The organism is Streptococcus oralis subsp. tigurinus, from assembly GCF_002096275.1.
GTDB lineage: Bacteria > Bacillota > Bacilli > Lactobacillales > Streptococcaceae > Streptococcus > Streptococcus oralis_CN.
The window spans coordinates 134,780-149,321 of sequence record NZ_NCUG01000017.1 but is presented as its reverse complement, the minus strand read 5'-3'; the positions used below and the strand labels follow the sequence as shown (position 1 = coordinate 149,321).

At 39.8% G+C, this 14,542-nt stretch carries 18 protein-coding genes; 3 read left to right on the top strand and 15 right to left on the bottom strand.

The features are described 5' to 3' along the window. Positions 1 to 79: 79 nt before the first annotated feature. The 14 genes from B7725_RS04580 to tsaB all read right to left on the bottom strand — a co-directional run bounded on the left by B7725_RS04580 (position 80) and on the right by tsaB (position 12,298). Positions 80 to 934, bottom strand: coding sequence for a MetQ/NlpA family ABC transporter substrate-binding protein (locus B7725_RS04580; RefSeq protein ID WP_084874810.1), 855 nt, complete (start codon positions 932 to 934; stop codon positions 80 to 82). A 187-nt stretch (positions 935 to 1,121) separates the two neighbouring features. Further along, positions 1,122 to 3,464, bottom strand: a complete 2,343-nt coding sequence (locus tag B7725_RS04575) for a CAP domain-containing protein (protein WP_084874808.1) — start codon at positions 3,462 to 3,464, stop codon at positions 1,122 to 1,124. Between the two features lie 137 nt (positions 3,465 to 3,601). Then, positions 3,602 to 4,444: an amino acid ABC transporter substrate-binding protein gene (locus B7725_RS04570; RefSeq protein ID WP_084874806.1), complete on the bottom strand. Its 843-nt coding sequence runs from the start codon at positions 4,442 to 4,444 to the stop codon at positions 3,602 to 3,604. 103 nt (positions 4,445 to 4,547) lie between these two features. Continuing rightward, positions 4,548 to 4,871, bottom strand: a complete 324-nt coding sequence (locus tag B7725_RS04565; RefSeq protein ID WP_000253928.1) for an AzlD domain-containing protein — start codon at positions 4,869 to 4,871, stop codon at positions 4,548 to 4,550. Next, positions 4,861 to 5,556, bottom strand: coding sequence for an AzlC family ABC transporter permease (locus tag B7725_RS04560; RefSeq protein WP_084874804.1), 696 nt, complete (start codon positions 5,554 to 5,556; stop codon positions 4,861 to 4,863). Before B7725_RS04560 ends, B7725_RS04565 begins: the two co-directional genes overlap by 11 nt. A gap of 123 nt (positions 5,557 to 5,679) precedes the next feature. Beyond that, a complete protein-coding gene (locus tag B7725_RS04555; protein ID WP_084874802.1) occupies positions 5,680 to 6,303 on the bottom strand; it encodes a hypothetical protein in 624 nt (207 codons plus the stop codon). A gap of 190 nt (positions 6,304 to 6,493) precedes the next feature. Then, entirely contained in the window at positions 6,494 to 7,168 is a 675-nt protein-coding gene (locus B7725_RS04550) for a CPBP family intramembrane glutamic endopeptidase (protein ID WP_084874800.1), read from the bottom strand. Positions 7,169 to 7,336: 168 nt separating this feature from the next. After that, entirely contained in the window at positions 7,337 to 8,005 is a 669-nt protein-coding gene (locus B7725_RS04545; protein WP_084874798.1) for a CPBP family intramembrane glutamic endopeptidase, read from the bottom strand. An 11-nt stretch (positions 8,006 to 8,016) separates the two neighbouring features. Then, positions 8,017 to 8,691, bottom strand: coding sequence for a CPBP family intramembrane glutamic endopeptidase (locus B7725_RS04540; protein ID WP_084874796.1), 675 nt, complete (start codon positions 8,689 to 8,691; stop codon positions 8,017 to 8,019). A gap of 18 nt (positions 8,692 to 8,709) precedes the next feature. Further along, positions 8,710 to 8,931, bottom strand: a complete 222-nt coding sequence (locus B7725_RS04535) for a hypothetical protein (RefSeq protein WP_084874794.1) — start codon at positions 8,929 to 8,931, stop codon at positions 8,710 to 8,712. Between the two features lie 282 nt (positions 8,932 to 9,213). After that, a complete protein-coding gene (locus B7725_RS04530; protein WP_084874793.1) occupies positions 9,214 to 10,077 on the bottom strand; it encodes an Rgg/GadR/MutR family transcriptional regulator in 864 nt (287 codons plus the stop codon). Positions 10,078 to 10,180: 103 nt separating this feature from the next. Further along, a complete protein-coding gene (gene tsaD, locus B7725_RS04525; RefSeq protein WP_084874791.1) occupies positions 10,181 to 11,191 on the bottom strand; it encodes a tRNA (adenosine(37)-N6)-threonylcarbamoyltransferase complex transferase subunit TsaD in 1,011 nt (336 codons plus the stop codon). Continuing rightward, the gene (gene rimI, locus B7725_RS04520) at positions 11,181 to 11,618 is read right to left on the bottom strand and encodes a ribosomal protein S18-alanine N-acetyltransferase (RefSeq protein ID WP_084874789.1); all 438 of its coding nucleotides are present in this window, start codon (positions 11,616 to 11,618) and stop codon (positions 11,181 to 11,183) included. Before rimI ends, tsaD begins: the two co-directional genes overlap by 11 nt. Then, entirely contained in the window at positions 11,615 to 12,298 is a 684-nt protein-coding gene (tsaB, locus tag B7725_RS04515) for a tRNA (adenosine(37)-N6)-threonylcarbamoyltransferase complex dimerization subunit type 1 TsaB (protein ID WP_084874787.1), read from the bottom strand. The genes rimI and tsaB overlap by 4 nt, the downstream gene beginning before the upstream one ends. 190 nt (positions 12,299 to 12,488) lie before the next feature. On the opposite strand from tsaB, the gene cibA reads away from it, so the two are divergent. Both cibA and B7725_RS04505 read left to right on the top strand, forming a co-directional pair. Beyond that, positions 12,489 to 12,671: a fratricide two-peptide bacteriocin subunit CibA gene (gene cibA / locus B7725_RS04510; RefSeq protein WP_000180842.1), complete on the top strand. Its 183-nt coding sequence runs from the start codon at positions 12,489 to 12,491 to the stop codon at positions 12,669 to 12,671. A gap of 1 nt (position 12,672) precedes the next feature. Then, the gene (locus B7725_RS04505; protein WP_000589673.1) at positions 12,673 to 12,816 is read left to right on the top strand and encodes a hypothetical protein; all 144 of its coding nucleotides are present in this window, start codon (positions 12,673 to 12,675) and stop codon (positions 12,814 to 12,816) included. 274 nt (positions 12,817 to 13,090) lie between these two features. Here B7725_RS04505 and B7725_RS04495 read toward each other — a convergent pair whose 3' ends face one another. Beyond that, the gene (locus B7725_RS04495) at positions 13,091 to 13,306 is read right to left on the bottom strand and encodes a hypothetical protein (protein ID WP_084874784.1); all 216 of its coding nucleotides are present in this window, start codon (positions 13,304 to 13,306) and stop codon (positions 13,091 to 13,093) included. A 1,002-nt stretch (positions 13,307 to 14,308) separates the two neighbouring features. Between B7725_RS04495 and B7725_RS04485 the strand changes: the two genes are divergently transcribed. Then, entirely contained in the window at positions 14,309 to 14,542 is a 234-nt protein-coding gene (locus tag B7725_RS04485; protein ID WP_000639588.1) for a DNA-dependent RNA polymerase subunit epsilon, read from the top strand.

Below are 14,542 nucleotides of genomic sequence, written 5' to 3'. Positions count from 1 at the left end.
AACCTATAGTCTTTTTTACAATCCATGCTCTATACAAAAGCAAGAGGTGGAATTTTCTCTCCCACCTCCCTGTTTCTTATTACCAAACTGGTTGATCCAAACCGTCTGATGTTTCTTCGATAACTTTTTTCACTTCATCAGTGTGGTAAGCCGCGATCACTTTCTTGATAGCATCAGCCTTAGGTGATGATTCCCAATCTTTTTTCGCAACGATGATGTTGTACCATTGTTTTGAGTTTTCATCAGCTTGCTCTTTGAAGAGTGCTTTCTTGTAGTCCAATTTTGCTTCTGTAACGAAGGTATTGTTTACAACGGCAGCGTCAACTGATGACAATGAACGAGCTGTTTGGCTAGCGTCCAATTCAGTGATTTTCAAGTTCTTTGGATTTTCTTTGATGTTAGCAACTGTTGCAAGTGCAGTTCCAGAAACATCCAATTTGATCAAGCCAGCTGATTGAAGCAAGTAAAGCGCACGGCTTTCGTTTGTTGCATCGTTTGGTACGGCAATTTCACCGTTATCTGGGATTTCTTCCACTTTGGTGTACTTGTTTTCTTCTCCATTTTTACCTGAGTAAAGGCGGATTGGTGAGATGTACGTATCTGCAATCGCTACAAGATCTTTCCCGTTTTCTTTGTTCCAGTTGTTCAAGAAGTTGTAGTGTTGGAAAGCATTCAAGTCTACTTCGCCATCAGCAGTTGCCTTGTTTGGTTGTGAGTAGTCTGTGAACTCTGTGAATTCCAATTTAATGCCATCTTTTTCAACCAATTCTTGGACTTTATCCCAACGTGCTTCTTCAGAACCACTACGGTTAACTGTTGCAATTTTGACAACTGTTTCATTGTCTGCTTTCTTTTCTGAATTTCCGCAAGCTGCAAGAGCCAAACCTGCGACTGTAGCAAGCGCTGCTACACCGAGCCATTTTTTAATTTTCATGATTCCATCTCCTTTAAAAATAATACCGTAATAGTATCTCATACTTTATTTGATTTCGCAAATTGTTAATAGATAGGAAGACCTATAGTTTGAAACTATACATATTAAGCTAATATTAAACGACATTCGCTTCTGGACCTCTACATAAAAAAAGCTAGCTAGCTGCTCGCTAGATAGCTTTTAAGAATTATTTACCTTGTCTTCTGCGTCGTGTTGCGATGCCTGCTAAGCCGAGGCTCGCAAGTAAACCGTAAACTCCGAACAGAGTCGTTTGTCCATCTACACCTGAGTTTGTTCCTGTATTTGGTAATGCTTTTGTAGAAGCTTTTTCTCCAGGTTTATTAGCTTCTGCACCTTGAGGTTTATCAGCAAGTTTACGAAGATCAAATTCTGGAAGTGGGGCTTGAATTGGTGCATTTTTTGGTAGGCCAATAATCATTCCATCTTTTTCTGCCACTTTTAGCATATTTTCTGCTTCAAGTACATCTAATAAAGCTTGTAGCTTCGCTTTGGCTTCTGCTAGGGCTGCTTGAGCCACTTTCAATTCAGCCTCTGCTTGATCACTAACTTTCTGAGCCTTTGCTCTATCCTCTTCTGCTTGCTTCAATGTTGTTTCTAAGGCTGATGCTTGACCTTTCAAGGCCATTGCTTTATCGCGTTTTTCTTCTGCATTCTTAATAGCTGTAGCCAATTCTGCTACCTTGGCTTGCAAGGCTTTTAGATTTTGGCTTGCTTTAGTTGCCTCTTGTGATTTTGTAGCAACTAATTCAGATTTTGCTTTCGCATCAGCAGTTAAGGTTGCCAAATCAGATTTAGCTTGTTCCAAATCCTTTTTAACTTGTTCACGCGCATTGACTAAATTATTGGCTTGTTTATTTAATTTATCCAAGTTTGCTAACAAGTCCGCTTTTTTAGTTTCAGTAGCTACTTTTTTAGCATCTTTGTCAGCTTTTTCTGCTTTCAACGATGCAAGTTCAGCCTTAAGATCAGCAGATTTGTCAATAACTGTTTTTTCAACATATACAAAGTGATGCTCAGGCAAGAACTTCATGCGTTTACCATAGAAGGTCGGATGCAATTTATCGTCTTCATTAAAGGCATAGAAATTAGAACGGTATTCCTTCACTGTTTCAGGTGTATAGGCATTACTTATATATGTATGATAAATATAATTAGGATTTTTTCCTTCAATTGTTCCTTGGGCTACACCTACTTTTCCTCCAACCGGTGTAAGCAGGGCTCTGCGGTGTCCGTAGTCGATTCCTTTTATATTATTAAAGTCTGCATACCAAGCTAAGAGTGATTGATAAGCAAACTGTTTATAAGTCATGATCTTATCGAAATTATAAATCGTTTGACCGTTTTTAACTTCCACAAAGTTTGGTCCACCATCGGATCCAGGAATTAGATAAGACATTCCAATATTTTCTACACGAACATCTTCTCCATCTGGGTGTGATAACTTGGTATCATGGCTGAGGACTCCAGTGGTAGCCATTTCATTTGAACGTTCTTGTGCATGTTTAATGTAGGCTTCATCTAGGGCTAAGTCTTGTGTAACACCATTAGCATGACGGAGTTCATTTACTAGCTCAATGAAAGCTTCTGTCAATTTGCGATTGTCCACAACAAACTTAAAGACTGGTCTTGTTTTATATTTGGATGGATTTGCATTGTAGTCAGCCATAGCCTTAGTGAAGCGTTTCATTTCTTCAGTTGCTTCTATTTCAACTTCACGAACACCTTGGAAGTAAACATTCTCCATCAAAGGATTGCCTGAGGCATCTTTAGGACGATATTGCTTGTTATAGTCATAATCACTATCAAAAGCTGGAGCTTTACGTCCTTGTTCTTCTGGATTCAAGACCTTTTTCAAAACTGTTGGTTTGTAATTATCAAGCTCCTTTTGTTTGTCTGCGATCTTGTTCGCTACTGCATTTGCTGCTTTCGTTTGTTCTTGAAGAGACTGATCGGCTTTTTTAACCTCGTTTTCTGCATTAGAGATTTGATTTTTAAGACTTTCATCAGTCATGCCATCTAGTTCAGCTTGTTTTTCTTTTACCTCTGCTGCTTTAGCGTCACGCTTTTCATTGGCAGATTGGCTAGCTGTTTTAGCTTCTGTTTCTGCAGATTTAGCTGCTGTTGCTGTAGATTCTGCATTTGCCAAAGCTTTGTCAGCTTCCGCTTTTTCAGCACTCTTCTCAGATGCTACCTTTGATTCCTTTTCGATGATAGCATCAGCATTTTTAGCTATCTCAATAGCTTTCTTAGTATCGGCAATCTTCTTATCAGCCTTGGCTACATCCTTTTTAGCCTCCGCTTCTTTCGGAGCTTTTTCATCTACAGAGGCTTGAGCTTTTTTAACTTCCTCTTGCGCATCTGTAATCTGTTTTTCAGATGATGATGGTGCAACAGCTTTTTCCTTAGCATCTACAGGCTTTTCATTAGCTTGAACTTCCTGATTTATCGCACTTGCTGCTAACAAAGCAGTCGCTAATGTAAATGAGGATAGAAATTTTTTATATTTCATGACAATCTCCTTTAAAGGTATTATATACTATTATAACCCATGTAAGCGCCTTCTGTCAAAGGATATGAGGTAAAGAGGTCATTTTTTGAATGTGCTTACATAAAAAATACCCCTGTCATTAACAGAGGTGTTTTTAATTATTTAATGTCAGCTTCTGCTGGCAGGTAAGTGTCTCCGAAGAATTGTTTTGACAATTTTTCAAGAGTTCCGTCTTTGTAAAGCTCTTGGATACGTTTGTCTACAAATGATTTCAACTCGTCTTGACCTTTCGCAAGAAGTGGGTATACGTAAGGTTGTTGGTCGCTTGGAAGTTCGATAACTTTCAAGTTATCCAAACCTTGGTCCTTGATGACTGTCTCTACACCGATTTTATCAAAAATCTTGTAGTCAAATCGGCCATCACTCAAACGTACCATGATTTGTTGGAAGTCCCCTTTAACGTAGTTAAGGATAGTTGGGTTATCTGAGTGTTGTTTGTTGTAGTCTTCTAGCTGTTTAGCAGATGTTGTTCCTTGAACAACTTCTGTTGATTTTCCACCGATATCATCAAACGATTTGATGCTAGAGTCATCTTTTTTCACTACAAGAACGTTAGGGTTTTTAGCAGTTGGAGCTGCATAAAGGTATTTTTCAGCACGTTCTTTAGTGTAGCTGATGTTGCTAACAGCCATTTGGTAACGATCAGCATCAAGTCCTGCAAAAACACCTGACCACTCTGTCTTCTCAAACTTGACAGTATACTTGTCAGAATCTTTAAAGATAGCGCGAACCACTTCAATCTCGTAACCAGTCAATTCGCCATTTTCTTCATAGTTGAATGGTTTTGGTGTAGCATTGGTTACAACGATAATTTCTTTTTTACTAGATGTTGCTTCACCAGATGCAGCATCTTTCTTTTCACCGCCTGAGCAAGCTACCAATACACCTGCGGCTACAAGCCCTAGAGCAGCAAGTGATGAATATTTAATAATTTTCTTCATAATATTTCCTCCAAAATAGAATATAGTCTTATCTTAACAGAAAAAAGGAATTTACGCCATTATATGATATCTATCTCTGTGATAGTTTTTTTTTATGGCTGATTTAAAAGACCAGACGCAAGACTGCAATCAAGACTACCCCAAAAAGAACCGTACCTACTAGATTGCGGTAGCGAAAGGCTACCCAAGCCGTTGGAAAGACTGCCAAGAAGTCCAGCCACTTGATCTGAGGAAGGCTCCCAACCTTACCTGACACCACACTTGAAAGGATCAAAGCAAAGATAATGGAAACAGGCAAAAACTTCAAAAAACGCTCGACGATTGCTGGCAACCCCTTGTACTTGACTAAGATGAAGGGAATCATACGGGGAATCCAAGTCACCAAGCCAGAGAAAATAACTGCTAATAAAAGATACTTACTGACCATCTAAGATTACCCCCATAGTACAACCTAGCAAGGTCGCAAACAAAACAGCTAGTGATTGAGATACCACTGTCAAGAGCAAAAAGAAAGATACCGCAACCACTGCTAGGATCATCAGCAGATTGCGAACAGAAACCCTTCTTTGCATAATCTGAAATTGCGAAGTGAAAATCCCGATAAACATTCCCACGAGGGCAAAGTCTAAACCAAAGATTTCTGGATTTGGTAGGAGACCACCAAGTGCTGTCCCAGCCACTGTTCCAATAAACCAGGCCACATAACTATTGAGATTGTTCCCGTGCATCCACATGGGATGGACCTTGTCTGTATGGGCTAATTCTCCCATCAAAACCCCATAGGTTTCATCTGTCAGGAGACTGGACATGCCAATATTTTGCCAGAGACTAGTATGACGGAAATAGGTCGATGCATGCAAGCTCAGCAAAAAGAGTCGTAAGTTGATCAAAAAGACCGTCATAGCAATAGCTGCCACAGGCGCTTGTACCGCAATCAGTGCCAACATGGCAAACTGGGCACTCCCAGCATAAACAAAGAGGCTCATCAAGCCCATCTCAACAGGTGTCACATAGGGCGCACCGATAATCCCACAAGCCAGACCAATGCTGACATAACCAAGGGCAGTCGGCATAGCCGCCTGTACACCTTCCCAAAATCCTTTTTCTTTCATCTCTCTCCTCTTATTCTCTTCGTTTGAGGCTGTTCAAGGTCACAGCCACAGCAAGGAATATTATAACACATTCAAAGAAGAGAAAAAAGTTTAGAGTTTGAAACTAGTAGCTAGTAAATATTGTTAAAAAGCATTGCTTGCTGATGAGTACATCCAAAACTGATCAACTCGGATAGTGTACTTATCGGCTTGGCTTTCAACAGACTCATCTTCTGTCGGATAAACATCGATCCAAAATTCTCTACTTTGTCCTTTCAACTTGACTTTATAGCGATAGCCGTCATCGTATAGTCCTACCGTCTCGGTAGTTACAGATTGAAAATTCGGAAGAGCTTCAATTTCTTTTTTTATAGTATGGGATAGATTGTTGAGCACTACATATTGCTCCCCTTTTGAAGCTACAGGAATATGAGCTGTCGCTTCTTCCAAGCGATGCGATTTTGAAAATGTGAATCTTGCTCGACCTGTATAACCATTCAAAGCAATATTTTCGTAATCATAGAAAAGGCGTCCCGTTTTATAGAAATAAGGGTCTTCAGAACGCCAAGTATCTCGATAGGCCATCTCTGTTTCCTCCACTACTTCGCTAGCCTCTCCAAACACTTCTTCAAAGGATTTAAGGGACATATTGAATGAAAGGGATTCAAACAAAACCAGTTGTGTCTTTTTAAAATTCTGGCAAGCTGTTAAAAGCAGGAAAAGAGCTCCTAGAGCAAGCAAACTACTGATTATTTTTGTAAATTTCATATTTCTACTATACTAAAAAACTCTCAGACTGACAAACTTTGATAGAATCGGATTCCGTGATTGGATTTTAAAATTACTTTTTCATTTAAGGTAACAAAGAATTGAGCAAGGACTATTATTAGATATTTTAGATAAAGAAAAAGACTGGGAAGCCAGCCTTATCTATGTGATGTAAAAAATTCTGCCAAGCCTAATACCCAAACACCAATAAACTGACGATAATTAAAAAGCTATTCCACAAGATGTGGAGTGCCATTGACCAATAAATTGAACGTGTATAGCGAAAGAGCATACAGAGTAGCAGACCTGCTCCTGCATAAATGATGAAGTCTGTTATCACCCATCCATATTGCAAAACATGGATGAGACTGAATAGAGTTGAGGAAACAATTATATCAACATAGCGCTTTTTAAATTTAGATAGGGCTGTCATCAGCAGGCCACGGAAGACTAACTCCTCAGCTATCGGAGCAATGAGACTCCCATAGAGAATGCGCGTTACAAAGTAACTAATTCCTATCAAATTAGCTGCTTCTTTCACTATTGCACTCCCATTTTGCATACTGGGGAAGATCTGAGTCGTTATATTTACCCACAAAAACATCAACATAAAGAAAAGAAAGAAGATACCCAGATAGGACCAACGAAACTCGAATCGACCGTACTCTTTCCAACGTTGACTCTTAACAAGAACCACAGTAGCAGCAATTCCCTCAATTACTATCAATAAAATTTGAATCCCATAAAATCCAAAGTCGGATAGTTGGTTCACTGAATCTAATTTTGCTACAAGATTAAAAATCAAGTAATAGGACACAAGCACCAAAATGGTCCCTAGATAAAATTTCGTTTCTTTCCCTTTCATAGTTGTTCCTTTTAAGTTTTATTTACGTCGTCTTTCAGCCAAACCTGCCCAGAGTCCTTTCATCCAATCAAAAGCTCCGTAAAGGCTTGGTCCAGCACTACAAACTGACTCGGGAATTTTATGTCACAGCTAGTGTTCTCTTTTACTAATTAGGATTATTGAAAAACTCTAAAACAACAAGGAGAGAATCTGACCAATACCATTGTAGACTATGTGCAGCCCAATAGCCCAATAAATGGACTTTGTCACTCTAAATAAGACTGCAAATATGAGACCACCACCCATATAGAAGAAAAAGTCTGTCAATACCCAACCGTGGTTACTAATATGCAAGATCCCGAATAAAGCAGCCGAACCAAGCACATCCAGTCCCCATTTCTTAACTTTTTCCAGAGCGGTCATCACCAATCCACGATAGATTATCTCTTCAAAAATGGGACCTGCAATCACAGGATAGAAAAAATACATCAAAAATGCCGTAGCTCCTGTAAAAGTAGGGATGGCGAGTTGATAGGAAATTTCATTTTTGGTAGGTGGGAAAAGATAAAATGTGACGAAATTCCAAATAACAAAAGCAAGAAGAGCTAGGAAGGAATAAAAAAGATAGGATCCCTTAAATTTCCTACTGTTGATTTTCTGCCATTTACCTGACCGAATCATAACAATAATAGCAAGCAGAACCACAAGAAAGTTTAACAGCATATCCGACAAATAATAGGCAAAGTCAGATAGACCAGCAGCAAGGTCGCTATGTAAAAGCAAACGAATGAGGAACTGGTCAGCAATGACAAGCAGAATAACTATAAAAAGGTAGTAGCGTGAGATTATCTTTTTCATATTTCATCTTTCTAATACCCAAACACCAGTAAACTGACGATGATTAAAAAGGTATTCCACAAGATGTGAAGGGCCATTGACCAATAAATTGAACGTGTATAACGAAAGAGCATGCAGAGTAGCAGACCTGCTCCTGCATAAACGATGAAGTCTGTTAACACCCATCCATATTGTAAAACATGGATGAGACTAAAGAGTGTGGAAGAAATGATAACATCAATATAGTATTTTTTAAATTTAGATAGGGCTGTCATCAGAAGTCCACGGAAAACTAATTCCTCAACTATCGGAGCAATAAGACTGCCGTAGAGAATACGTGTCACAAAATAACTAATTCCCGTCAAATTGGCTACGGTTTCTTTTATAGCACTACCATTTTGCGTGTTGGGAAAGATTCGAGTCGTTATATTTACCCACAAAAACATCAATATAAAGGAAAGAACGAAGATACCCAGATAGGACCAACGAAACTGGAAGCGACCGTACTCTTTCCAACGTTGACTCTTAACAAGAACCACAGTAGCAGCAATTCCTTCAATTATTATCAATAAAATTTGAATCCCATAAAATCCAAAATCTGATAATTGATCCATGAACTCTAATCTCACTACTAAATTAAAAATCAAGTAATAAGACATAAGTACCAAAATGGTCCCTAGGTAAAATTTCGTTTCTTCCCTTTTCATAGTTTTTTCTCCTAAATGTTAGTTACGACGTTTTCCAAACAGTCCTTCAATCAGCCCATTCGACCAATCAAATGCCCCATAAGGTCTGGGACTAATACCTCTACCTCCCCAAGCAGGCAAAGCACTACCACCACAACCAATATTTTCACCCACACAAGCCATAGTGAAATTTCCGCCGTAAACCTTCTCCAACTCCACTTCTGTTAGTTCCATTGTTTCTGCAAATTGTAAATTCAACATATTTACACTCCTTCAATTATTTTTATTTGTAAACCACTTCTGCGACCTAGGATTTGCTTTAAGTGTCTTACAACGATAGTATAACACGGAAATCACCACATTTTAGAAAATCGCATATTTGATATTTTTTCTTATAGAAATTTCAGATTTGCGATTTTGATTGATTTGATTATTTCACTGATATAATATAGTTACCATTATGTAGGAGGACATGAAATGAAGAAACAAATCATAGCATTATTGACAATCGTTGCTGATATTATTATCATTTCCCATCTTTAGCTAATTGATAAGTTCTTTATATTGCTGCAAGCGTAGTTCAAAAAGGGCTGTTAATTGTGGATTTTCTAATATTTGCAGAGATTGGATAAAGTGTTCAATTTCTTTCTGATTGCTTCCCTTAGTTTGAAGGAAAATGCTCATCTTCTTTAAAAACTGCCACAATAATTTCTCAAAAACATCGTATGGTCGGAGCATACTCTCCAACTCGGCTTCAAAGATTGGGATATAAGAAAAAAGTTTGCGCTCCATGAGCTCTGATATGATATTCAGAAAGCCACTTTTCATATACAGTCTATTGTGTGCCAATTCTTTAAATTCCTTGGATTTTTCAAGTAAAGAGGTTGATAAAAAAATCAGATCTTGATTACTTAAGAAAGGCATGGTATTGCAAAAAAGATAGAGTTCAAACCAGGTCCAAGACTCGATAGCATAGAGATAGCTAGTCAAAAACTCGCTATCCTCCTCTTCTAGCAGATAGTTTTTATCCAGAGAATGGATAGCGTTTTTAATCACAATAGCGTTCAAACGACGATAGGTCTGCGCCATCTGTTCTTGCTCAACTTCCTCTAATAGTTGCTCTAAGCCAGCCATATCTTGATGGGCAAAGCGATCTACAACCTTTCGTCCAAATCGCATATGTGGTGATTCTTGATAATTGTTAAGCTTGTGTCCAAACTCGTCGAAGGTTACATTTATCCCTTGGATAGCTAGAATCAGTTTATCCGCAGACAACATAGACTGCCCCAGTTCAAACTTAGATAACTGAGAAGCTGTTAGACCCTCACAAGCCACATCTGACTGCTTGAGTTTCCTCGCCAGCCGCAATTCCTTGTAAAATTCTCCCAATTCCATTCTCTCAATCATCTGACCGCCTCCTATTCTTTATATATTATATCATTATTTTTATATTTTTATCAAAATTTTCTGACATTTCGGCGAGCAAAAAAGCCAGCCTTAAGCTGACTCTTTATTCCATAGTATCAAAGGCGAGGCTTGGTTTGGCGTTGAGGTCCAAGCCTGCAAAATTTTCTTTGTTCCACTCGCTGACGCTGGCATAGGCAATCATACCTGCATTGTCTCCGCAAAGGCGTAGGGGTGGGATGATGACCTTGACATCTGTGATTTCAGCTGCTAGGCGTTCTCTGAGACCTTTATTAGCTGCCACGCCACCGGCTACGACTAGAGTTTTAACAGGATATTTTTCTAAGGCTTTCTTGGTTTTGACCATAAGAATATCCATGACTGCAGCTTGGAAAGATGCTGACAGGTCTTCCTTGGACAAGCTTTCTCCCTTTTGCTCGGCATTGTGGTGAAGATTGATAAAGGCAGACTTCAAACCTGAGAATGAAAACTCTAGATTGTCCTCCTTAATCATAGCACGTGGGAAAGAATAAACATCCTGACCTTGATGGGCCAGCTCGTCAATCTCGCGACCCGCTGGATAGGTCAATCCCATGACACGGCCGACCTTATCATAGGCCTCACCAACCGCATCGTCCCGCGTTTCCCCAACAATCTTATAATCGCCAGCCTCAGAAACATAGACCAACTCCGTGTGCCCACCGCTAACCAAGAGAGCTAGCAAGGGAAACTCCAAAGGCTCAACGCTCTGAGCCGCCATGAGGTGGCCCGCCATGTGATTCACGGGGATCAGCGGAAGTCCATGTGCCCAAGCAAAGGCCTTGGCAGCCGACAAACCAACTAGCAAAGCTCCGACCAATCCTGGTCCATAGGTAACCGCAACAGCTGTCACATCTTCTTCGGTTATTCCCGCTTCTGCCAGTGCCTCCTCGATGCAGGCTGTAATAACCTCGACATGGTGACGACTGGCCACTTCTGGCACTACACCTCCAAAACGTTTGTGACTCTCAATTTGACTCGCAATGACATTGGACAAGAGCTCGTCATCGTTTTTCAGTACGGCAACACTGGTCTCATCACAGGATGTCTCAAATGCTAAAATATATCTATCCTTCATCTATTTCTCTCTTCATGATGATGGCGTCCTCGACTGGGTCATGATAGTAAGCCTTTCGCTCAGCGATGATCGCCATCTTTTCTTTCTTGTAAAATGCTTGCGCTCGTTGGTTTGACTTTCTGACTTCGAGGAAAATCTCCTTATCCGTTGGCAATTGAGCAAACAAGGCTGACGCAATTTCCTGACCCTGATAGGCTCCTTTGACAGCGATTTGCAGGACTTCTGCCTCAAATAGATTCTCCTGAACAGCTAGAAAACCAATCACTTCTGCCTCGTCCAAAGCTAGGGCATACCAAGTCTGGTCTTGGGACAGGTCTGCTTGGATTTGTTCCAGCGTCCAAGGACTGACTGGGTAAACAGCTGCCATGACAGCGTAGATGGTTTTAGCTAGTTCAGGCTGTTTTTGGATTCGTTTGATTTCTATCATAGGCGTTTAATGTAGGACTCACCAGACTCGGTGTGGTTCTTGAGCCAATTTTCCTCGGCTTCAACACGCTTGAGGTAATTCGGCACAAAGTCATGCAAGGAGTCTGCTTCCTTGTCCCAGGCCCAAAGAGCTAGATTAGCTGCATTTGGCAAGGTTTGTTGGTAGCTAGCTTGTGGTAGCTGTTCTTGGATCTGCTCCACAAAGGGGCCAACTTCTCCGACAAAGGTCACCTGGTCAGCATCCTTGACTTTTTCTAGCACTTCTGCAAAGGGCAGGTGCGCTTCTGGCATGACAGGTTTGGCATTTTCATAAAATCCTGCGTAAACATTGTTGCGACGCGCATCCATTAAAGGAACAAACAAGCCTTCTTGTTGGCGTGGTACCAGAGACAATAGACTCGACATACCAACCAACTCGATGTTCAGTGTATGAGCTAAGGTCTTAGCAGTTGCTACCGCGATTCGCAAGCCCGTGTAGCTACCTGGCCCTTCCGCAACCACGATGCGGTCCAAGTCCTTAGGTGTCCAATCCAAACTTACCATCAAAAAATCGATGGCAGGCATGAGGGTAATACTGTGATTTTTCTTGATATTAATCGTCGTCTCGGCAAGAACCTGCTTGTCCTCTAAAATGGCTAGAGAAAGAGCCTTGCTGGACGTATCAAAAGCTAATACTTTCATAACACATTCCTATCTTTTTGTCTGTTTACTATTATACTACAAAAGCCAGCGCATGGGAATTTTCTTTGTTTTGAAACAAAAGGGCCTGCCACTTAGGACAAGCAATTCTGCACAAAAAATTTAAAAAATTTTACATTTTTCCTATCTTTTCCGAATATATAAGTGAACAAGAAAAAAGGAGGAAAGTTCAATGACAAATTTTGATGTTCTTGACAATCAATTTTTATCGTTATCTGAAAACGAATTATCTGATATTGATGGTGGTCTCGCTCCCTTAGTTATCTTTGGAGTAGCAGTATCTTGGAAAGCTATTGCAGGTGGAACAGCACTAGTAGGTTCTGGTTTGGCTGCTGGTTATTTTTTAGGAGGTTAGTATGATTAAAGGTTTGGATAAGTATTGTGCAATTTCTAATAAAGAATTGCAAGGAATTAAGGGCGGTTTTGGCGTAGGTGTTGGTATAGCTTTATTTATGGCTGCTTACACTATCGGGAAAGATCTTCGTAAGAAATTTGGATAAGTCATGCTAGATAAAAATTACATTTTTAGAAGGGTTAACTTTTTTCTCTTCTTCGGCTATTGCATGCTCTATCTTCTAAATGATTTAAACATAACTAGAATCTCCTTACCAGTTGATTTATCGGTTTGTATTGTTTTCTTTTTATGTTTCAACTCGATTTTCGATGCGAGAAATCAACATTGTAACAATAAAGATCTCATCTAAATATACAGAAAGTTCATCCCATCTATCAAGACGAGGTGGATTTTCTGTATATCTAGAGGAATAATTGACTTTAGGCATTTAAACCAAAGTAGAAAACGAGCCAGACAACATAGGTTACAAGGAGGAGAAAAATTGAATAGAGCGTCACAAAAGCAAGCTTCCAAAGAAACTTTGTTTTGCGGTGTTCCAGATGCGCAAACAGGGCATTCCCCCCATAGACACAGGCTACAAAGACTATAAACATCAAAAGGCGAACCCCTACTGCAAATTCAAACAAACTAAACATTCTTAATTCTCCTTTTGGTATTCCTATTTTTATATAAACTGTTGACAATGTTGTTCTATCAATGTTAAAATGTAATTCAACACTGGTAGGAAAATCAGGTTGAGTCGTTGACTCTTCGGGTTGCGGTGCTATCCCTGAAACTTCGGTTTCTAAAGAACTGGAATTGCGATTGATTCGTTCGCCCCCAGTGTTAGATGGCTCTTGACTTCGGTCAAGGGCTTTTTGGTGCTTTTAAAGTTGATTCCTTCAGTAAGTTATAGTAAAATATAAATATCGAGAGGATAATGTAGGGCGACTGGTAACAGAGCGTTCAAAGGTACCAACTTCTGGTACGGGTGTGGGACTGCCCTCAGCTTTGAGCTGTAAAGACCCCTGACTACCATTGGTCCTCTCTTTTTGCTTACTCTTAAATTAAGTGCTTGTCTTTGCCTTTTAGTAAGCGCTCCACTCCATCTTGCTATTTCTACATCGTTATACTTATAGATTGACTTCTTAGCCTCATAGATGATAGAATTAAGTAAAGGCTGAGATCGAGTTTGATTTGGTGACAAGTCATTCAAAGGTTGCGATGCATTCGCTTCAGGTAGAGGTGCTGCCACCTGGACTGCTCCAGGAAAATCCCCGAGTTTTGTCTCAGCCTTTTTATTTGCTCTCGAGATTTCTCAAGAGCTTTTTCTTTTTTCAAAGATATCATTCTTCCCAACCATCTACTCTAACGATTAATGAAACTAGAACTATATTCTTCCTTAAATCTACTATCTCTTCAGATTTCCCCTTTAATTATAACACCTAAGCGCTCTCCAACCAAATTCTATCTATCTTTTTGCTCCCTCTTCCCCTTACGACTTTCTCATTTTCCGTCTTTTACTAATTTTTCATTTTGTGGTATAATTGAAATAATTGTAACGAATCAAGGTCAATCTAGACACAAAATGGAATGAAATCAAGCAAATCTCTACTAAAAGTTTGGAATAAGCTGACCTGTAAATAGAAAGGAACTATATGATTTACAAAGTTTTTTATCAAGAAACAAAAGAACGTAGCCCACGTCGTGAAACAACACGCTCACTTTACCTAGACATCGATGCCAGCTCAGAACTTGAGGGCCGTATCGCTGCTCGCCAACTTGTCGAAGAAAACCGCCCAGAGTACAACATCGAGTATATCGAACTCTTGTCTGACAAATTGCTAGATTACGAAAAAGAAACTGGCGTCTTCGAAATCACGGAGTTCTAA